Raw genomic sequence first — 20992 nt, forward strand, 5'->3', positions numbered from 1 at the left:
CTACAACTATTATAAAAATGAAGCGACGCATCCTACCATTAATTCTTGCGAGTATTACAATATTCTCATGCACGAATTCAGAGAAAAGTAAAAATACCATAACTGTGAAGTATCCTGAAACGAAAAAACAACCCGTTATAGAGGATTATTTTGGCACCAAAATAACCGACAATTACCGATGGCTAGAAGACGATAGAAGTGAAGAAACGGAAGCCTGGGTTTCGGCAGAAAACAAAGTAACATTTGATTACCTAAACAAAATACCGTACAAAAGCGCTTTAAAAGATCGTTTAACGGAGCTCTGGAATTACGAAAAGGTCGGCACTCCTTTTAAAGAAGGTGACTTTACCTATTATTACAAAAACAATGGATTGCAAAATCAGTACGTTTTGTACAGAAAAAATAAAGATGGAAAAGAGGAGGTTTTTTTAGATCCAAACTCTTTTGCAAAAGATGGAACAACATCTCTTGGTGGAATTAGTTTTACTAAAGACGGAAAAACAGTGGCATATTCGATTTCTGAAGGTGGAAGTGATTGGCGAAAAGTGATCATCATGGATGCCCTAACCAAAGAAATTAAAGAGGATACTATCGTAGATGTTAAGTTTTCTGGAATTACTTGGAGAGGAAATGAAGGTTTTTACTACTCTAGCTACGACAAGCCAGCTGGTAGTGAACTATCTGCGAAAACAGACCAACACAAGCTTTATTTTCACAAATTAGGAACTCCGCAAAGTTCCGATGAAGTAATTTTTGGAGCTGTACCGGAGGAAAAGCATCGATATGTTGGTGGAAGCTTAACCGAAGATGATAAATATCTTATCATTTCTGCTTCTACTTCAACTTCAGGGAATAAATTATACATTCAAGATTTAACGAAAGATAACAGTAAACTATCTCCAATCATTGCAAATTTTGATAGTGATTCTTATGTAATTGACAGCAGAGGAAGCACCTTGTTCATCGTAACCAACTTGAATGCACCTAACAAAAAAATTGTTACTGTAGACGCAGCAAATCCAACACCAGAAAATTGGAAAGATTTCATTCCTGAGACAGAAAATGTACTTTCTCCTTCTACAGGTGGTGGATACTTCTTTGCAGAATACATGGTAGATGCAGTTTCTAAAGTTCTACAATATGATTTTGACGGAAAATTGATTCGTGAAGTTAAATTACCGGGTGTAGGATCTGCTGGTGGATTTGGAGGGAAAACCGATGCAAAAGAATTGTATTTTTCGTTTACCAATTATAACACACCCTCGTCTTCATACTTATTTAACCCTACTGATGGTACCTATTCGTTATATTGGAAACCTACAATTTCTTATGACGCGGACAACTATGAAAGCAAGCAAGTTTTTTATACTTCAAAAGACGGCACAAAGATTCCAATGATCATCACCCACAAAAAAGGCATCGAACTAAATGGAAAAAACCCTACTATTTTATACGGATACGGTGGTTTTAACATCAGTTTAACTCCGAGTTTTAGCATTGCGAATGCCGTTTGGATGGAACAAGGTGGAATCTATGCGGTTCCCAATTTAAGAGGTGGTGGAGAATACGGAAAAAAATGGCACGACGCGGGTACCAAAATGCAAAAGCAAAATGTATTCGACGATTTTATAGCCGCCGGAGAGTATTTAATAGCGAACAACTATACCTCTTCAGATTATTTAGCAATACGAGGTGGCTCTAATGGTGGATTATTAGTAGGAGCAACTATGACCCAACGACCAGATTTAATGAAAGTAGCTCTCCCGGCAGTTGGTGTTTTAGACATGTTGCGATACCATACCTTTACTGCAGGAGCAGGATGGGCATATGACTATGGAACTGCAGAACAAAGTGAAGAAATGTTTTCTTATTTAAAGGGGTATTCTCCCGTACACAATGTTAAATCTAGCATAGAATACCCTGCTACCATGATCACCACAGGAGATCACGATGATAGAGTAGTTCCTGCGCATAGCTTCAAATTTGCTGCTGAACTTCAAGAGAAACAGACCGGAAACAATCCTGTCTTGATTAGAATTGAAACAAATGCAGGCCATGGAGCTGGTACTCCAATTGCAAAGACAATAGAGCAATACGCAGATATTTACGGATTCACCTTATTTAATATGGGCTTTACGAAACTACCAAACGAGTTATAAACAACGAAAACATAACCAATTTAAATACAATGAAAACAAAGCATAAAATTCTTTTTACAACAGCGATTACTGCATTAGGTCTTGTTGCCTGTAAAAATGAAACTAAAACCGCAGAAAGTATTCCAGGAATTGCCCTTGAGAACATGGATGTTAATACAAAACCTTCCGATGATTTCTTTAGATACGTCAACGGAGCGTGGATCGACAGAACAGAGATTCCAGACGATCAAACCTCGTGGGGTGGATTTAACCAACTTCGAAAAAAAACAGATGCAGATGTACTAGCTATCCTCAATGAAGCTATCCAAGAGGAAATTTCCCTAAAATTAAAGATAGTAATGGAAACGAAATAGATTCTGACCAAGAAAAGGCAGTGAATTTTTTCGAAACTATCATGGATACTGTTGCCAGAAATAAAGCTGGTATGGAACCAGTAAAGCCCTTACTTCAAAAAATTGAGGCGATTAATACCTTTAAAGAGGTTCAAACTTATATCACAAATATGGCGCCATATGGAGGCGGTGCATTTTATGGTTTTGGGGTTTACAACGACCTTAAAAACAGTAACATGAATGCAGGTTACATGAGTGGCGGTGGTTTAGGATTGTCTAGAGATTATTATGTAGACCCGAATGTTGAAGACAAACTGAATAAATATCAAGAGTTTGTTGCTAAAATGCTGCAAAAGTTTGGAGAGGATGAGGTTACTGCTACTAAAAATGCTGCAACAATTGTTGCTTTTGAAAAAAGTTTGGCTGCACCGATGATGACCAAAGAAGAACGCAGAGATACACGAAGAATGTACAACCCAATGTCGATAGAGGAATTAGAAAATTTAGCACCTGTAATTGATTGGAACGCATATCTTACTGGAATCGGGGTAACCAATATCGACCGTATTATTGTAACCGATCCTGGATACTTTAAAGCGATGAATGAAGTATTGAAAACGCGTTCTGTTGCCGATATGAAATTACTATTGCGTTGGAACACGATTAATAATGCTCTAGGTTCGCTTTCTACAGACTTAGAAAAAGCAAACTGGGAATTTTACAGTAAAGAAATGCGTGGCGCTAAAAAACAAAGAGCTAGAGATGAACGAGCCTTAGGTGGTGTTAACAGAGCAGTTGGTGAGGCTTTAGGTAAGTTGTATGTGGAAAAGAAATTTCCACCGGAAGCAAAACAAAAAGCGCAAGAAATGATTGACAACGTTTTACTTGGTTTTGAAAAGAGAATAGCACAACTTCCTTGGATGAGTGAAGAAACAAAGAAAAAAGCCCTTGAAAAACTAAGTAAACTAACGGTTAAAATTGCCTACCCTGACAAATGGAAAGACTACAGTGCTTTAGAGGTAAAAGGAACTGCAGATGGTGGTACTTATTTTACGAATGCAAACAATGTTAGAAAATGGAACTTTGACAAGAGTATTGCCAAGTTAGGAAAAGAAGTAGACCGAACAGAATGGGGAATGTCACCACAGACGGTTAATGCTTACTTTAACCCTGTAAACAATGAAATCGTTTTTCCAGCTGCCATATTACAACCTCCTTTTTATAATTACAAAGCAGATGAAGCCGTAAATTATGGTGGTATTGGTGCCGTTATTGGACATGAAATTTCACACAGTTTTGATGACTCTGGTGCGCGTTTTGACGGAGATGGTAATTTAAGAAATTGGTGGACTAACGAAGATTCTGAAAAATTTGCTGCCGCTGGTAAAAAGTTAGTTGCACAGTTCAGTAATATCGTAGCTATTGATAGTACACATTTAAACGGAGAATTTACCTTAGGAGAAAACATTGGTGATTTGGGTGGCGTTCAGGCTGCCTATGAAGGATTACAAATCTTTTTAGATAAAAACGGACGCCCGGCAGAAATAGATGGTTTTACTCCAGAGCAACGTTTCTTCATGTCTTGGGGAACTATTTGGAGAACTAAGATGCGTGACGAGGCTTTAAAAAATCTAATCATGACTGATACCCATGCTCCTGGTATGTATAGAGCATATATGCCGCTTAAAAATGTAGATGCTTTTTATGAGGCTTTTGATGTACAGGAAGGGGATAACATGTATTTAAATCCAGAGGATAGAGTGCGAATCTGGTAAGAAATAAAAAATAATACTAATATAAGTCGATACCCTAAAGTATCGGCTTTTTTTATCTTTCTAACCTTTCCTTAAAATTTATCGCAATTCTGAAGGTAAAAATTTATTTTTGTTGCATGCTTAACGTTGCTAACATATCCTTTCAATATTCAGATTCTAAAGAAACACTGGCTAATATTAGTTTTACCGTAAACAAAGGTGAAAACTTATGTATCATGGGAGAAAGTGGCTGTGGTAAGTCTACTTTACTGAAGGTTGTATATGGTTTATTAGAGGTTTCAAAAGGGTCACTACACTGGAAAGATAATGTTATTTTGGGTCCAGAGCACCATCTTATTCCTGGTATGGATTTTATCAAATTTGTAGCACAAGACTTTGATTTAATGCCATATATTTCTGTTAGTGAAAATATTGCCAAGTTTCTGTCTCGATTTTATATGGACGAAGCAAAAAGACGTACCGAGGAATTACTAGAGGTAATCGAAATGAAAGCCTTTGCCAATGAAAAGGTAAAAAACTTAAGTGGAGGACAGCAACAAAGAGTTGCTATTGCAAGGGCTCTTGCAAAAGAACCAGAACTCTTACTTTTAGACGAGCCTTTTAGTCAAATAGATAATTTTAAAAAAAATTCACTGCGAAGGAAATTATTTGCATATCTAAAACGCAAACAAATTGCTTGTATTGTAGCGACGCATGACGGTAGTGATGCACTCTCTTTTTCAGATACAATGATGGTTATTCGAAATCACAAAATACTTGCTTTAGACACCCCCAGAAACCTATACAGCAACCCAAAAAATAAATATATTGCCTCTTTGTTTGACGATTGCAATGAAATTATAATAAATGGGAAAAAGCAGTTACTTTATCCGTATCAAATAAAAGTTGTTCCTAATTCTTGCCACAGCGCAATAATTACTAATTGTTACTTTAAAGGCACATTTTGGTTACTAGAAGCAGTCCTTGAGCAGCAAAAAGTATTTATTAGACACGACTGCTTTTTGGAAGAAAATACACGTATTTATTTAGAGTATTCAAGTACAAAATAACCTTACTGTACCTCTAAAACCTCCCACCTATTTCCATTAAAAACAAACGAAGTTCCTGCGCGAGCTCCAAGGAGTAGTTTTCCTATGGGAGATACCGAGGAAACTGCAAAATACGTTTGATTTTCTACCAGTAATTTGCCTGCAGAAATACTGATAAAGTAGCTTCCTCTATTCGTAGTTGCTATACTTCCTAGGCAAATTTGCTTGGTTATTTTTGTAGCGTCAATTCTTGCTAGTGTATTTCGCATTGCAGTGACGTTATTTAATTGCTGACCGGCTTTTTCCATCTCCAACTGTAACATTGCTCTTCCGGTTTCATGCTTATCACCAGCAGAAGATTTCGTCTCGGATTGTAAAGCAGCGGTATTGGAAGATATGGTCGCAGAAATGGTTTGCAAACGCTTTTCTACAAACTGAGAGCACCTATTTACCAGTTTTTCCTTCCGTGTCATAATTGTGCCGCTAATTCTTTACCAATGGAACTTCCAATGGCTACACCCATTCCTCCTAAACGTACCCCACAATACACGTTATTAGACAGTTGTTTAACAATTGCTTTTTTTGTTGTCCAACTCCCATAATACCACTCCATCTGTGGGCAATCTCTACATTTCTATCGGGAAGAATAATATCGCGCAAAATTGTTTCTAAGGCATCCTGAATTATAGGAGTTTGTGAGAAACTCGTAGTTTCTTCTCCTTGGAAATCTAAATTTCTTCCTCCCCCAAATAATATTCGATCGTCTATATTTCTAAAATAATAATACCCTTTATCCAAGTGAAAAGTTCCTTTAATATCTAAACCTTTAATTGGTTTTGTAATTAAAACTTGCGCTCTAGCTGGCTTAACAGGAACATTAATGAGCTGTTTGGCAAAACCATTCGTAGCGATACAAACTTTACTGCTGGTAAACTCGAGTCTGTTGGTTTTTAGGTGAACCGATTCGTTATTTTCCTCTATGGATTCTACCGTAATATTATTAACTATCTTTATACCTAATGCGCTTACTTTTGCTAGTAATGCAGTAATCATTTTACCTGTATCAATCTGACCCTCAAAAACATTTGTGATGTATTGTTGGTGAACATTTTTAAATCCATAACGATTTTCATCCACTTTAAATACAGAACGATTGAATAATGGCTCTAATAATTTATTTACCTTATTTAACATCCCGATACATTCTTCGAACAAAGAAGTTTGCAAAAACAATTCGTAACCATTGTATTGTTTAAAGTCTAATTGCTTATCTCCTAAATTACTACGCAATAATTGCAATCCATGCCAACGTTTTTTAACTAACTCAAGTACTTCTTCTTCAGAATGACTTTTCAGATCATCGATTAATTCTGACATACTACCAAAACAGGCAAAACCTGCATTTTTACTACTGGCTCCTTGTGGAAGCATTCCCTTTTCTAAAATGACAATTTTTGCTTTTGGGAATTTTTGCTTCAAATACAGTGCTGTATTTAGTCCTACAATACCGCTACCTATAATTGTGAAGTCAATATTGTAAAACCATTCTTTTAATTCCCAATAACTATAATTCAGCATAGTAAAGTCTTTTATAACGCAGTACTTTGGTATCTTTGTTGCAGTGGTTAAAATTAAAGAAAATAAAATGAAAATAATGAAACTTTTAAGCATTATACTTCTAGCTATCGGATTTTCAAAATGTAAAAGTTTGCCTTTTGAAAATAATCCTCCTTTTACAATTCACAATGCTACCCAAATTGATATTACTGGAGGTATGCCAGGCTCTAATATGATACAATTACTAGTAGAATACTCTAGTTCAGAAACTATAAAAGTAGATTCTTTATATTTTCTGAACCATAAAGCAAAAGCTAGTGTGGAATCACGAGGGGATAAAACCTATTTTATCGGTCGATTTTATCCAAACAATATACAGAGTAAAGCAGATTTACAATTACATAAAGATGGGATAAATGAATACGGAAACAAACCTCCCCAAACAGAGAAAAACATTCCATTTGAACTTGAGAATAATGAGGCGATTATTAGCTATAGAGATGGTTCTAAAATAAAATACGTAAAAATAGAAAATATTAAGAAAGGCAAACCAATTATACGCCAATAGAAGAATTTATCCCTAACCTAAAAAGCCGCTTGAAAAATCAAGCGGCTTTCGTATATGCTATACTAAACGATTCTTATAGATCGAACTTGATACCTTGTGCTAAAGGTAAATCAGTAGTGTAATTAATGGTATTAGTTTGGCGACGCATGTATACTTTCCAAGCATCAGAACCAGATTCGCGTCCTCCTCCAGTTTCTTTCTCTCCACCAAAAGCACCTCCAATTTCTGCACCTGAAGTTCCAATATTTACATTGGCAATTCCACAATCCGATCCGGCATTAGAAAGGAATCTTTCTGCCTCTCGTAAATTGTTGGTCATTATCGCAGAAGACAACCCTTGTGCAACTCCATTTTGAAGTGCAATTGCATTTTCTACATCTCCAGAGTATTTTAGTAAATACAATACTGGTGCAAATGTTTCATGTTGAACAATTTCAAAGTCATTCGAAGCTTCTGCGATTGCTGGTTTCACATAACAACCACTTTCATATCCCTCTCCTTGCAATACGCCTCCCGCAACAACAACATTTCCTCCTTCAGCAACTACTTTATCAAGTGCTGCTTGGTACATTTTCACAGCGTCCTTATCGATTAAAGGACCCACGTGATTGTTCTCGTCGAGAGGATTTCCGATACGAAGTTGTTTGTAGGCATCTGCTACAGCTTCTTTCACAGTATCGTATATAGATTCGTGAATAATTAAACGACGTGTAGAGGTACAACGTTGCCCTGCAGTTCCAACAGCACCAAAAACGGCACCTATTACCGTCATTTTAATATCTGCATCTGGGGTAACAATTATAGCATTATTTCCTCCTAATTCTAACAACGATTTTCCTAAACGACCAGCTACTTCTTTCGCTACTAATTTACCCATACGTGTAGATCCTGTAGCCGACACTAATGGAATACGAGTGTCTTTAGATAGGTACTCCCCTACTTTGTAATCACCATTTACCAAACAAGAAATTCCTTCAGGTAAATTATTCTCTTGTAATACCTCAGCAATAATGTTTTGACATGCAACACCACATAATGGTGTTTTTTCAGAAGGTTTCCAAACACAAACATCGCCACAAATCCAAGCTAGTGCTGTATTCCACGCCCATACTGCTACCGGAAAGTTAAACGCAGAAATTATCCCAACAATCCCTAATGGATGGTATTGCTCATACATGCGGTGCCCAGGACGCTCTGAATGCATCGTTAAACCGTGTAACTGACGCGATAATCCTACTGCAAAATCACAGATATCAATCATCTCCTGCACCTCACCAAGACCCTCTTGATACGATTTACCCATTTCATAGGAAACAAGCTTGCCTAAAGCTTCTTTTTTCTCGCGGAGTTTCTCTCCAAATTGACGTACAATTTCTCCTCGTAATGGAGCAGGCATCGCTTTGAAATCCTTAAACGCTGCCGCGGCAGTTTCCATTACCTTTTCATAGTCTTCTCTAGTTGTTGTCTTTACTTTACCAATTAATTTTCCATCTACCGGAGAGTATGATGCTATAAGCTCACCATTAGAAAAATTAACAGAACCTGTAGATGTCCCCTCGTTTATTTCTTGTAAACCTAAGGTTTCAAGAGCTTTATCAATACCAAAATCAGTCATGTATTTTTAATTTAATTATAATTCCACTTTACTGAAGACAAAACTACGAATAAAAACAAAACTATAAAATTAAACATTAGGTGGTTTTTTGTGTAATATTAGACAAAATCAGTTAATATATCACAAAACAAGTTCTAGACTACCTGTTCCATCTTGAGGCCAAGTATATCCTTTGTGAAATTATACCTAACACGTGGTAAATCATTCTATTTCTAATACAATAATTGTTATTTTAGTAGTAAACATTCAAAACTATACCATGAGAAAAATAACCCTTCTACTTTTTATTATTTGTACTACTATTGGCTGTAAAAAAAATACTACCGACCAAGACCCAACTGCGATAAAACAAGCGCCATTTGCCATAATTATACACGGTGGTGCAGGTACCATACTTAAGAAAAACATGACTCCAGCACTGGAAAAAGCCTATGAGGAAAAACTAACAGAAGCGGTAACAGCCGGACACAAAGTTCTTAAAAATGGTGGAAGTAGTACCTTGGCAGTTGCTACTGCAATTAAAATTATGGAAAACTCTCCACTTTTTAATGCTGGAAAAGGATCTGTCTTTACCCATGGCGGAGAAAATGAAATGGATGCTTCCATTATGGAGGGTAAAACGCTTCAAGCAGGAGCAATTACAGGGGTAAAAACCGTAAAAAATCCTATATTGGGAGCTATCGAGGTAATGCAAAATTCTGCACATGTATTACTATCCGGTAAGGGAGCAGATGAATTTTCGGCAGAAAGAGGACTTGAGATAATGGATCCAAGTTACTTCTACACTAAAAAACGTTTTGATGCACTGCAACGCGTTCAGAATTCTGAGAAAGAAGACGATAATCAGAGCGGTAAAGTTAGTTTCTACGATACGGATATTAAAAACAGTAAATACGGAACTGTTGGTTGTGTTGCATTAGATCAAAATGGAAATATAACCGCAGGTACCTCTACGGGAGGTATGACTAATAAGCGCTGGAATCGTATCGGTGATGCTCCTATTATTGGTGCAGGTACTTATGCAAATAATGAAACTTGTGGTGTTTCTTCAACCGGCTGGGGAGAATACTTTATTAGAGGTGTAGTAGCGCACGATATCGCTGCTCAAATGGAATATAAAAAAGTACCATTAAAAGAGGCAACACGTGACGTAATTCAAAATAAACTAACAAAAGCTGGTGGTACAGGAGGAATTATTGCCCTAGATAAAGATGGCAATATGTCTTTTGAATTTAATACAACAGGAATGTATCGAGCCTCTATAGATACCTCTGGTGCTCTTACTGTAAAAATATATAAATAGTAAGGCGACAAGCAGTTCTGTTAAAAGCCAAAACACCAATAGTACAGAATTTAAAAAGCACTTTCTTTTCACAGGAAAGTGTTTTTTAATTCAGAAAAATTAAATGGTCTTACCGTGCTTTACTCATCCCTCCATTTTTATAGAAAGTGCAAACCATCGTTCTTCTTTTTCCTCTAGGCTGCTAATAATCTCTTGCAATTCTAAAGATTTGGTATTGATATCGTCTGGCGTAATTTCATTATTGGCGAATTGGCTTTCTATGGTGTCTTTTTTCTTCTGCAGTTTTTCTATATCTGTCTCTAACAATCCGTATTCGCGTTTTTCTTGGTACGTTAACTTGCCTTTTAAAGGAGCTTTTATTGGCTTATCCGAAACCTTTTTATCTTCTTTAGGTACCAAGGGAGTTGAGTTTTCATAAGCTCTAAAATCAGAGTAATTCCCTGGAAAGTTTTCCACTATTCCAGCACCCCGAAAAACAAACAAAGAATCTACAATTTTATCCATGAAGTAACGATCGTGCGAAACCACTATTAGATTTCCTGGATAGTCTAACAAAAAGTTTTCGAATACATTTAAAGTTACCACATCTAAATCATTGGTTGGCTCATCCAGTATCAAAAAATTGGGGTTTTGTATTAAAACAGCACACAAGTACAAGCGTTTTTGTTCTCCCCCAGATAATTTTTCTACAAAATCATATTGCTTTTTACGATCAAATAAAAACCGCTCTAACAATTGCGCGGCTGAGATTTTTCGCCCTTTGGTTAAAGGGATATATTCACCGAATTCCTTGATAACCTCTATTACCTTTTGTCCTTCTTTAATGTGAATTCCTTTTTGTGTATAATAGCCAAACTTCACCGTCTCTCCTACTACTACTTTTCCTCCATCTAACGATTCTTTTTGCGTCAAAACATTCAAAAACGACGACTTTCCAGAACCATTTTTACCGATGATACCAATGCGTTCACCCCTTTTAAATACATATTCAAAACCATTGAGGATTATCTTTTCACCAAATGATTTTTTTAAATTATGAAGCTCTACAATTTTACTACCCAAGCGCTCCATATTAATTTCCAATTGTACTTGATGCTCTTGTCTTCGCTGGTGTGCTTTACTTTTTATTGCAAAAAAGTCATCAATTCTAGACTTCGATTTAGTAGTACGAGCTTTGGGTTGTCGTCGCATCCAATCCAACTCCTTTTTAAATAACTCTTTGCTTTACTCAAATTCGTTGCCTCTAGTGCTAAACGTTCTTCTTTGTTTTGTAGATAATACGAATAATTACCTTTGTATTTATATAACCTACCGTTATCTAACTCTATAATTTCATTGCAAACTCGCTCCAAAAAATAACGATCGTGTGTAACCATAAATAACGTAATCTTTTCTTTGGCAAAAAAAGATTCTAACCATTCAATCATTTCCAAATCTAAATGGTTGGTGGGTTCATCAAGAATTAATAAATCTGGCTTATTTATTAAGATAATTGCCAAACCTAAACGCTTTTTTTGGCCCCCAGATAAGGTTGCTACTCTTTGCTCTAAATTTGAAAGCTTTAACTTGGATAAAATTTGTTTGTATTGGGTTTCAAAATCCCATGCATTGTGCTGCTCCATCAATTCAAATGCTTCCTGATAGGCTTCTTGATCCTCCGGATTTAATAGTGCTTTCTCGTACTGTTTAATTACAGGTAAAATCTTATTTTCTGTAGAAAATATAGTTTCCTCAATGGTTAAATCTTGATTAAAGTTTGCATCTTGTGCCAAATAAGCAATGTGTATTCCTTTTCGACTGATGATTTGTCCTGTATCTGGAACATCTTGTCCAGCAATAATATTTAGAATAGAGGTTTTACCACTCCCGTTTTTTGCAACAAAAGCAATTTTTTGATCTTTATTAATTCCAAAGGAAATGTCTTGAAATAATACTTTCTCTCCGTAAGATTTGGATATATTTTCTACCGATAAGTAATTCATAGGGCAAAAATAATTAAAAATCCCCGAGCAAAAGCTCGGGGATGAAATTAGTTAATGTATAAGAAGGGTTTTGAACCGTGTTAACTAATTTATGGTATTCTTATGTTCTTTGAAATAATAGAAAATAGATATCAGACAATTGAAAAACATTTCTAGAGTAAGTACATTACCCAATACTAGTTATCAAAGTTGGGGCTAAAAAGCCCCAACTACAATTACCTTTTCCTTATTCAAAACTTATTATCTTTTAATAATCTTAGTGGTTAAACGTTTCTGACCGTCGTTCACTTCTAACATATAAACACCTGTTTTTAGCGAAGAAACATCGAGATTTGTATCGTCTAAACTACCTGATTTCACAACACTACCTAGAGTATTAATAACTCTATAGCTAGCATTTTCTCCTCTTACATTCAACTTAACTTGTACAAAATTTGTCGCTGGGTTAGGGTACGTCATAATGTCTACGCCTCCTTCGTTAGTAAGTACCTGTCCGTCTATTATATCAGCAAAAGTAGTATTGAAATTGGAACTATTTGCAGTGATATTTACAATATAATCCTCCACTTCACCATAAGAAAAAGACTCACAAGCAGTTTGTGCAGCGTTCCATTTCATAGAAACGCGCATTCTGGTTTGTCCTAATGTAGCATTGGCAGGAATAGCAACATCAGAAGTTAAATTAGCAGCACTCGAAGAAGATCCATTAGTCACTTTTTCACTTTCACTAAAAGTACCATCTCTATTAAAATCAATCCATACAGCCCAATATTCTACATATGAAGAAGTTCTAAAACCTGCACTTACCACTAATTGATTGGTTGTTCCACGGGATACCGTTGCTACTTTATCGGTGTAATCTTCATACCCACCATCATTACCAGATGCGTTGGTCATTCCACCAAAAGCAACATAGTCGATCCACTCATAGCTAGAGTCGTTTCCGTTAGAGGCACAGTACGTAAGTACAACATTTTCCGTCGTCACATTTACTACATTACTAGCAGAAGAAACATTACCAGCCTCATCTTTGGCTTTTACCGAAAAAGTATAAGATGTATTGGCTGTTAAACCTGTAATATTTGTAGAAGTTCCTGCTACAGAACCAATAACAGATGCTCCTTGATACACATCGTAAGCGGTAACTCCAACATTATCAGAAGAAGCAGACCAATTTAAGGTTAGCGTAGTTTGGGTAACATTTGTAGCTGTTAAACTAGAAGGTGCCGTTGGTGCTTGTGTATCCACTTGTGGCGAAGTGATTACCACTGTATAATCCTCCGTTTCTCCATATGAATATGTTCCACAAGAACTTGGTATTTCGTTGTATCTCAAAATTACACGCATTGTGGTAGCTCCATCTAATGCCGACTCCGGTACAGTAAACGATCCGTTTACTGGTGTAGTTTGTGAGGGTGCTTTTGTCCAAACAGTTTCTCCAGCATCTTCAAAATCACCGTCTTTATTGTAATCAATAAACACAGCATAGGCTTCGTTATACACAGTACCTGTCCATTCTGGTGTTATGGTAATCGTGTTAGATACTCCTTTTTCTAAGTCGGTCGTCAAAGAAGTATGATCAGTATACCCATTACTTGCACCTGAAGGATTGTCAATACTTCCGAGTTGTACTCTTTTAATATATTCATCTGCGACACTATTACCTCTTGAATCACAATAGGTAATTACAAACTCGCTAGTAGTGAAAGATACTGACGAACTATAACTTGAGTTACCAGAATCACACTTACTTCGAACTTGTACTTGGTATGCTGTTGAAGCATCCAAACCAGTTAAAGCTGTTGTGTTCGTAGCAACGGTGTTAGTAGTCCAAGAAGAAGTACCTACTGGACGGTATCTAACATCATAAGTTGCTGCTGGAACTGCAGACCATGCAATGGTTGCTTCTGAAGCAGTAACTCCAGATACACCAACTCCAGTAGGGACTGTTGCATTACATGCAACTGGAGTTCCTGTTAGACCAGTAACGATAAGAGAGAAATTCTGACTTCCTCCTGTTAAAGAACCTTTGTGGGTAACAGTTATTGTATACGTCCCTGAGGCACCTACAACATCTACCCTTTCGTACGGATCAACATTGTTGTCTTGTTGTGCACTAGTTGTTGGACTTGTTAATTTATACGGTAAAAAATTAGTTCCATTTTTAGACACTCTTATGTCTAAATCATTTACTAGAACAGGTGTAGTTGAGTTAACGGTTTCCGTAGCCACACCCGGACGATCTGTCCAAGAAATTGAGGCAAATAAAGGACTCGTACCATCTGAATCTACAGTTATGGTGTACGATTGTCCTGAAGAAAGCGTTAATTCTTCTATTTTAGTTTGGTCTCCATTCGCTGAAATTACCTCTGCAGCTCTTTTCGTATTCATAAGACCCCATCCAAAAACAGCATCCGGTCCGTTAGCACCTGCGTCATCTGCTGTATGCAGTGCTAGGCCCTTAAGAGTTGCGGCTTTCATGAAATCACCATTGTTTAAATTTTTATAATGCTGTTGCAATAGTAATAAAGACCCAGTTACGTTTGGAGAAGCCATAGAAGTTCCTGTAATACTGTTGTATGCAGTATCACTACTAGCATAGGTTGAATAAACTCCTGTTCCATTTCCTGTAATATCAGGTTTAATTCTGAAATCATCGGTAGGACCTTCACTACTAGAGCTATTAATAACAACAGAAATTAAGTTTCCATTAGCATCAATATTAGCATCTTGTGCATTAGCTACCACTAAATTATTTTTTGAAGTAGAGTGTCCTGTGAGTTTATCCCAACCAGAACCACCTGTAGGGTTGCTATTTGCAGAATTATCGTTTCCATCATTTCCTGCGGCAACGACCATTAGATAATTTGGTGCATTGAATAAAATTTCGTCCCAATCTCTTGATTCTGAAATATAACCTCCAAAGAAGTATTGGGGTAATTGTACTTGACCAAATTGATTTCTAAAAGCATAACCATAAGAGTGGTTAGAAAGAAGCATACCTCCAACAACTTCACTTGTTGCTTCTGCTTTGTCGTTATTCCAGTCTGCTGTTCTTGCTTTCGCATACGGAGCCATCCCTTTTGCGTCTGGGTCAACACCAGAAGCCATTATTGTTCCTGTAACATGCTGGGCGTGAAAACTACTTCCATTTAAAGTTGATCCATCGATTATGGTAACACGATTATTACCGCCAGGACCATCAAACTCTTGGTGTGTAATTCGGGTACCACCACCATCCCAAACGTGGGCTGTCATATCTTGACCCATTAGATTTAAACCTAAAGAGCCTCCTGAATGTAAAAAATTTGTTCTTGTTGATTTGGCAGCATCAACATTATAGGTAGTGTAGTAAATTGGTTTTCCATTTACCACTCGTTGTAGTTCCATGAAACTACCATCAGACTTTTGTATTTGTGTTTGCCAGCCGTTTTGCTTTGCTAGTTTTATAGCTTGCAGCTTATCGTTTGAAGCATTTTTTTTGAAGTTTTGCTTCATAACTTGAAGTTTGGTTAAATCGTAATTTTTACGAATTTTTTCCACTTCCTGTTTGGTCTGTGCTTGTATGCTGGTTTGGAAACCTAATCCCAATAACGCACTACAAAACACAAGACTCTTAAAGTACTTGTTTTTCATTTTTAGAAGGGTTATTTAATTATTTTTAGTAATTCGGTGATAAAAATTTTGAATTCCTAATTTTTTTACCAAATCAGTGCCAAATATACATTATTTTTTTAACAAAAAAATAACATCTAAAGAATTAGGGTATAATTGTACTACTTAAAACGCTGGAAGGGATTATACTATACTTTTCGTTTGGAATATTCTTAAAATTATTGGTAATCAATAGCATATTTGAATTTAAAGACGAAACACGATACCAAATAAGCTCTAATTATGGAAATTTTTTAAGAACTATTAAAAATATGATGATATTTAACTAATAAGGAACAATGAGAAATCACTACCTTTTTGTTTATAATTTTTTATGAGAAACCAGAGCCAATACTCTAGGTTTGTTAGAATAGCTTAGCTATCAGCTTATCTTTTCATTATTTTAGAAGTTAAAATCTTTTGACCATCATTAACTTCTAAAATATATACTCCCGAATTCAAATTAGCTAAGTTAATGTAAGTATCTAAATCTCCTTCTTTTACAGACATTCCTAGGGTATTGATAATTCTGTAGGTGGCAGCTTTTGCTTTAGATATCAAATTAACATTTACATAAGAAGTTGCAGGATTAGGATAAACCGTCAAATCTACAATTTCTTCGTGCCCTAATGCAATGGCATTCGCCGTAAATTCGCTGGTTCTTGAATCGTTGGAAATAGTAACCGTATAATCTTCTACTTCCCCATAGGAAAACGTTTCACAAGAGGTTTGCACTGCATTCCACTTCATAGAAACACGCATTCTTGTATTTCCTAATAAAGCATTGGCTGGAATAGTAATATCAGAACTCAAATTAGCGGCACTTGGGGTGGCACCACTTGCAAGTTTTTCAGTATCTGAAAAATTCCATCTTTATTAAAATCAATCCAAACAGACCAAAATTCAACATACGATGAACTTCTAAAACCAGCACTAATTATTAATTGTGCGGTACTACCCCTGGTAACATTGGCTACTTTATCTGTAAAATCTGCATAGCCCGCATTATTCCCGGAACTATTCGTCATCCCTCCAAAAGACACAAAATCTATCCATTCATAACTTGAATCATTTCCTTGTGAATCGCAATACTCTAGAATTATATCCTTTGTAGTTATGGTAATAGTTTCAGGATTGGAAACATTACCAGCAGCGTCTTTTGCAAAAACAGTGAAATCATATTCGGTATTTGCTACTAATCCTGTGATATTAATAGATGTATCCGAAACACTTCCAATTAAGATAGTTCCTTGCAATATATCATAGCCTATTACCCCTACGTTATCTGAAGCGGCAGTCCAGCTAAGGTCTATGGTTGTTTCTGTTATGTTATTGGCGGTTAGGTCTGCTGGTGAAGTTGGGGCTTCTATATCAGAAGCGACAGCTCCTATTATTACGGTATAGTCTTCTGTCTCTCCATACTCATAGGTACCGCAAGCTTCTGGAGTTTCTTCATAGCTTAAAATTACACGCATTCGGGTAGGACCTTCTTTGGCTGAGTCTGGAATTGTAAATGACCCGATTACTGGAGTAATCTGTGAGGGAGATTTTGTAAATACAATTTCTCCGCTATCCTCAAAATCACCATCCTGATTATAATCAATAAATACTCCATACCCCTCATTGTAAACGTTTCCAGTCCAAAAAGGTGTAATGGTAATTGTATTAGTATCCCCTTTAGCAAGATTGGTAAAAATATCGGTATGATCTGTGTAGCCATTACCCGATCCAGATTGGTTGTTGATACCTCCTAACTGCACCGTTTGTATGTATTCATCGGTAACACTATTTCCCTTGGAGGTGCAATAGGAAAGAATAGTTTCTGATGTGCGAAAATTAACAGAGGCACTGTACGCTGAAATTTCACTGGTACATTTACTTCTTACTTGCACCTCATATTGGGTGTTTTCGGATAATTCTGTTAAAGTAATAGAAGTGGCAGAAACTGCGGTAGAGTTCCAAGAGGAAGTGCCTATCTCTCGATAACGGACATCGTAGGTTGCTGCTGCAACAGAATCCCAGGTGATAACTACTCTAGAAGACGAAATACTTGAGGTATTCAAACCATTTGGTACTGCAGCGGAACATGCACCTCCACCTCTTTTTTTATCGGATAAAGCAAGACTTCTTCTAAAACCTCCTTCAGCCAAAACGGCTCGCATTCTAGATTTTTGACCAAGAGTATATAAGTTCATACAACTATCGTCTGAATAATCCATATAATTTTGTACCATATCTTCGGAACCACAAGAGCTGCTCTCAGCAGCACATCCGTAATTAGCTCCATCGGATATAGGTGTATCTGCAACGGCATCATCTATCCCACAACCACCGTCACCCCATATGTGCCGTAAATTTAAAAAGTGTCCAACTTCATGCGTAGTAGTTCTTCCTTTATCGAATGGGGCCATTAGGTAGAAATTAGATCCTTTATCCGAACTACCAAAATATTGTGGGCTTATCACAACTCCATCTGTCGCTGCACTTCCTCCTGGAAACTGGGCATAACCTAAAATACCTCCCCCGATATTACAAACCCAAATATTAAGATACTCTTCAGTATTCCACGGATTAACCCCCCCTTGAGATGCGAGTTTCATCGCATCAGTGGTTCCCCATTCCGTTGTTGTGGATGCCTTTCTTGTAATGCCATTTGTAGTATTTCCTTCTGCATCAACCTCTGCAAGGTAAAACTCTATTTCCGAATCTGCGGCCTGTGACCATTTATCGGTCTGGTCTGCGTTTGTTCTTCTAAAATCCTCATTTAAAACAGCAATCTGCGATTGAATTTGGGCCTCACTAATGTTTTCTTGGGAATTGCTGTAAATGACATGAACCACCACAGGGATTTGAATGACATTCCCTACAATTTTACCCTGGGAAGTATTCATTTGCTTGACTTTTCGAAGTGTGAAATCTTCAATTTCCTGCATGCGTTGGTGTAACATAGGATCTTTGGATTGTCGATATTCCAGGTTATGCATGGTGTGGCAATTCCTTTTGTGCTGGGCAGTAATTGTGCAAATAGATATCAATAAGCACAATAATGCAAGGGGGATTTTTGCATTCATTTTTTTGGGGGGGGCATTTAATCAGTTCGTAAAATAATATTCGGTTATTTCTAATTTAAAAAAAAATCACTAAACCTCTGTAATAAAACGAATTGAAAGTTTCATTTTTAGCAGCTAATAATGCCATTTATTATAGTATGTTAATAAAAAACCATAAGAATTTGCAAGAACCGCAATTATCTTCTTGGGTATAATTTTACCGAGAAAACTCAAAAAAAGTTATTTTTACCAAAATTATAACATGCTACACGTCAAGAATCTTTCGATATCTTTTAATACTAATCAAGTTTTACACAACATTTCCTTTTCATTAAAAGAAAACGAAATTTTAGGAATAGTCGGGGAAAGTGGAAGTGGAAAATCCATAAGTGCATTAGCCATAATGGGGTTGCTTGCAGAAACTGCAAAAATTAATGGAGAAATTTTATATCGAGACAAAGATCTCTTGATTGATACCGATTCGGAAATTCAAAAATTAAGAGGTAACGAAATTGCCATGATTTTTCAAGAACCAATGCGTTCTTTAAACCCAACACTTACTTGTGGTTTTCAGGTAGCAGAGGTTTTTCAGAGGCATACCTCGTTATCGCATAAACAAATAAAAAAAGAAGTTCTCAACTTATTTGATAAAGTAAAACTTCCAAGACCGGAGCAACTTTACAGCGCTTATCCACATGAAATAAGTGGCGGCCAAAAACAGCGTGTAATGATTGCAATGGCGATCGCTTGTAAACCAAAAATTTTGATTGCTGATGAACCAACTACTGCACTAGATGTAACTGTCCAAAAGGAAATTATTATTCTTCTAAAAGAACTGCAGAAAGCGTACAAAATGAGTGTGTTATTTATTACGCATGATTTGTCCTTAATATCGGAAATTGCAGACCATATTATGGTTATGTACAAAGGAAATATCATAGAAAAAGGAACTGCTCAATCTTTATTTACAAAACCAAAAGAAAACTACACCAAGGCATTAATAAATGCAAAACCAAATGGTAAAAAAAGACTCAAGACACTTCCAACGGTAAGCAGTTTTATAAACGGAACTACCAACTTTACAGAGTATACGGAGGAGGAAAGAAAGCAATTTCATACCACAATTTATCAAAAGAAACCCCTATTAGAAGTTATGCAATTATCAAAAGAATTTACATCGGGAACTTCTTGGTTTAAAAAAAAGAAAAAAATAAAAGCAGTTACTAATGTTTCTTTCAAAATATATGAGGGAGAAACTGTCGGTTTAGTCGGTGAGAGTGGTTGTGGAAAAACTACCTTAAGTAGAACTATATTACGGTTAGAAAAACCAACATCTGGGAAAATTATATACCGTGGGGAAGACATCGTCAAATACTCAAAAAAACAACTTAAAAATCTTCGAAAAGAAATACAGATAATTTTTCAAGATCCTTTCTCTTCCTTAAATCCAAAAATCTCTGTAGGTAATGCAATTACAGAGCCAATGGTGGTTCATGGTATATTAAAAACCGCAAAAGAGCGAAAGGAATATGTATGTGATTTATTAGAAAAAGTTGGTCTCAAAGCAGAACATTTTGATAGATTTCCTCATGAATTCTCTGGCGGTCAGCGACAAAGAATTGGAATTGCAAGAACCATAGCACTGCAACCAAAACTTATCATATGTGATGAATCGGTTTCTGCATTAGATGTTTCTGTACAAGCACAAGTTCTTAATCTGTTGAACAAATTGAAAAGAGAATTTAATTTTACCTATATTTTTATCTCTCATGATTTATCTGTTGTGAAGTATATGGCAGACCAATTAATTGTTATGAATAAAGGGAAAATTGAAGAAATTGAAGATGCAGATACGGTTTATAGTTCGCCTAAAACTGCCTATACAAAATCTTTAATAGACGCCATTCCTAAAGGAATCTAATGTTTTTTAAAATGTAATTTAGTAGTATATTGCAACGATAAAAAAGAA

General features: G+C 36.3%; 12 protein-coding genes and 2 pseudogenes. 7 read left to right on the forward strand and 7 right to left on the reverse strand.

The features are described from left to right. Positions 1-17 precede the first annotated feature (17 nt). The 4 genes from BSU00_RS07075 (at position 18) to BSU00_RS07085 (ending at position 5315) form a co-directional block, all read left to right on the forward strand. Entirely contained in the window at positions 18-2159 is a 2142-nt protein-coding gene (locus BSU00_RS07075; RefSeq protein ID WP_105003738.1) for a prolyl oligopeptidase family protein, read from the forward strand. A 29-nt stretch (positions 2160-2188) separates the two neighbouring features. Further along, on the forward strand, positions 2189-2512 hold the full coding sequence (locus BSU00_RS13955; RefSeq protein WP_369820282.1) for a hypothetical protein: 324 nt from the start codon (positions 2189-2191) through the stop codon (positions 2510-2512). A 20-nt stretch (positions 2513-2532) separates the two neighbouring features. Further along, the gene (locus BSU00_RS07080; RefSeq protein WP_369820283.1) at positions 2533-4266 is read left to right on the forward strand and encodes a M13 family metallopeptidase; all 1734 of its coding nucleotides are present in this window, start codon (positions 2533-2535) and stop codon (positions 4264-4266) included. A gap of 116 nt (positions 4267-4382) precedes the next feature. Further along, positions 4383-5315, forward strand: a complete 933-nt coding sequence (locus BSU00_RS07085; protein ID WP_105003739.1) for an ABC transporter ATP-binding protein — start codon at positions 4383-4385, stop codon at positions 5313-5315. Positions 5316-5317: 2 nt separating this feature from the next. Here BSU00_RS07085 and BSU00_RS07090 read toward each other — a convergent pair whose 3' ends face one another. Together BSU00_RS07090 and BSU00_RS07095 are read right to left on the reverse strand one after the other, a co-directional pair. After that, entirely contained in the window at positions 5318-5767 is a 450-nt protein-coding gene (locus BSU00_RS07090) for a 3-oxoacyl-ACP synthase (protein ID WP_105003740.1), read from the reverse strand. After that, a pseudogene (locus BSU00_RS07095) lies at positions 5764-6869 on the reverse strand (NAD(P)/FAD-dependent oxidoreductase). Before BSU00_RS07095 ends, BSU00_RS07090 begins: the two are co-directional and overlap by 4 nt. A gap of 79 nt (positions 6870-6948) precedes the next feature. Between BSU00_RS07095 and BSU00_RS07100 the strand changes: the two are divergent. Continuing rightward, the gene (locus tag BSU00_RS07100; RefSeq protein WP_146104816.1) at positions 6949-7419 is read left to right on the forward strand and encodes a hypothetical protein; all 471 of its coding nucleotides are present in this window, start codon (positions 6949-6951) and stop codon (positions 7417-7419) included. A 73-nt stretch (positions 7420-7492) separates the two neighbouring features. Here the strand turns inward: BSU00_RS07100 and BSU00_RS07105 are convergent, their stop codons facing one another. Beyond that, complete coding sequence (locus tag BSU00_RS07105) at positions 7493-9034, reverse strand: aldehyde dehydrogenase family protein (RefSeq protein ID WP_105003742.1); 1542 nt, start codon at positions 9032-9034, stop codon at positions 7493-7495. A 259-nt stretch (positions 9035-9293) separates the two neighbouring features. Here BSU00_RS07105 and BSU00_RS07110 point away from each other — a divergent pair, with 259 nt between their 5' ends. Next, entirely contained in the window at positions 9294-10337 is a 1044-nt protein-coding gene (locus BSU00_RS07110) for an isoaspartyl peptidase/L-asparaginase family protein (RefSeq protein ID WP_105003937.1), read from the forward strand. Between the two features lie 123 nt (positions 10338-10460). Here BSU00_RS07110 and BSU00_RS07115 read toward each other — a convergent pair. The 4 genes and pseudogenes from BSU00_RS07115 to BSU00_RS07130 form a co-directional block, all read right to left on the reverse strand. Further along, positions 10461-12319, reverse strand: a pseudogene (locus tag BSU00_RS07115) (ABC-F family ATP-binding cassette domain-containing protein). Between the two features lie 240 nt (positions 12320-12559). Continuing rightward, positions 12560-15955: a GEVED domain-containing protein gene (locus BSU00_RS07120; protein WP_105003743.1), complete on the reverse strand. Its 3396-nt coding sequence runs from the start codon at positions 15953-15955 to the stop codon at positions 12560-12562. A gap of 405 nt (positions 15956-16360) precedes the next feature. Beyond that, positions 16361-16786, reverse strand: coding sequence for a GEVED domain-containing protein (locus tag BSU00_RS07125; protein WP_105003744.1), 426 nt, complete (start codon positions 16784-16786; stop codon positions 16361-16363). Then, on the reverse strand, positions 16783-18957 hold the full coding sequence (locus BSU00_RS07130; protein WP_233188634.1) for a GEVED domain-containing protein: 2175 nt from the start codon (positions 18955-18957) through the stop codon (positions 16783-16785). Before BSU00_RS07130 ends, BSU00_RS07125 begins: the two co-directional genes overlap by 4 nt. Before the next feature lie 328 nt (positions 18958-19285). Between BSU00_RS07130 and BSU00_RS07135 the strand changes: the two genes are divergently transcribed. Then, complete coding sequence (locus BSU00_RS07135) at positions 19286-20944, forward strand: ABC transporter ATP-binding protein (protein WP_105003938.1); 1659 nt, start codon at positions 19286-19288, stop codon at positions 20942-20944. The last annotated feature ends 48 nt before the right edge of the window (positions 20945-20992 follow it).

This window comes from Tenacibaculum sp. SG-28 (genome assembly GCF_002954385.1).
GTDB lineage: Bacteria > Bacteroidota > Bacteroidia > Flavobacteriales > Flavobacteriaceae > Polaribacter.

Excerpts from the sequence above, each read along its gene's own strand:
- BSU00_RS07120 (WP_105003743.1), bottom strand. The coding sequence starts at position 15,955 with ATGAAAAACAAGTACTTTAAGAGTCTTGTGTTTTGTAGTGCGTTATTG.
- BSU00_RS07085 (WP_105003739.1), top strand. The coding sequence starts at position 4,383 with ATGCTTAACGTTGCTAACATATCCTTTCAATATTCAGATTCTAAAGAA.
- BSU00_RS07075 (WP_105003738.1), top strand. The coding sequence starts at position 18 with ATGAAGCGACGCATCCTACCATTAATTCTTGCGAGTATTACAATATTC.
- BSU00_RS07100 (WP_146104816.1), top strand. The coding sequence starts at position 6,949 with ATGAAACTTTTAAGCATTATACTTCTAGCTATCGGATTTTCAAAATGT.
- BSU00_RS07135 (WP_105003938.1), top strand. The coding sequence starts at position 19,286 with ATGCTACACGTCAAGAATCTTTCGATATCTTTTAATACTAATCAAGTT.
- BSU00_RS07130 (WP_233188634.1), bottom strand. The coding sequence starts at position 18,957 with ATGCATAACCTGGAATATCGACAATCCAAAGATCCTATGTTACACCAA.
- BSU00_RS07090 (WP_105003740.1), bottom strand. The coding sequence starts at position 5,767 with ATGACACGGAAGGAAAAACTGGTAAATAGGTGCTCTCAGTTTGTAGAA.
- BSU00_RS07105 (WP_105003742.1), bottom strand. The coding sequence starts at position 9,034 with ATGACTGATTTTGGTATTGATAAAGCTCTTGAAACCTTAGGTTTACAA.
- BSU00_RS13955 (WP_369820282.1), top strand. The coding sequence starts at position 2,189 with ATGAAAACAAAGCATAAAATTCTTTTTACAACAGCGATTACTGCATTA.
- BSU00_RS07110 (WP_105003937.1), top strand. The coding sequence starts at position 9,294 with ATGAGAAAAATAACCCTTCTACTTTTTATTATTTGTACTACTATTGGC.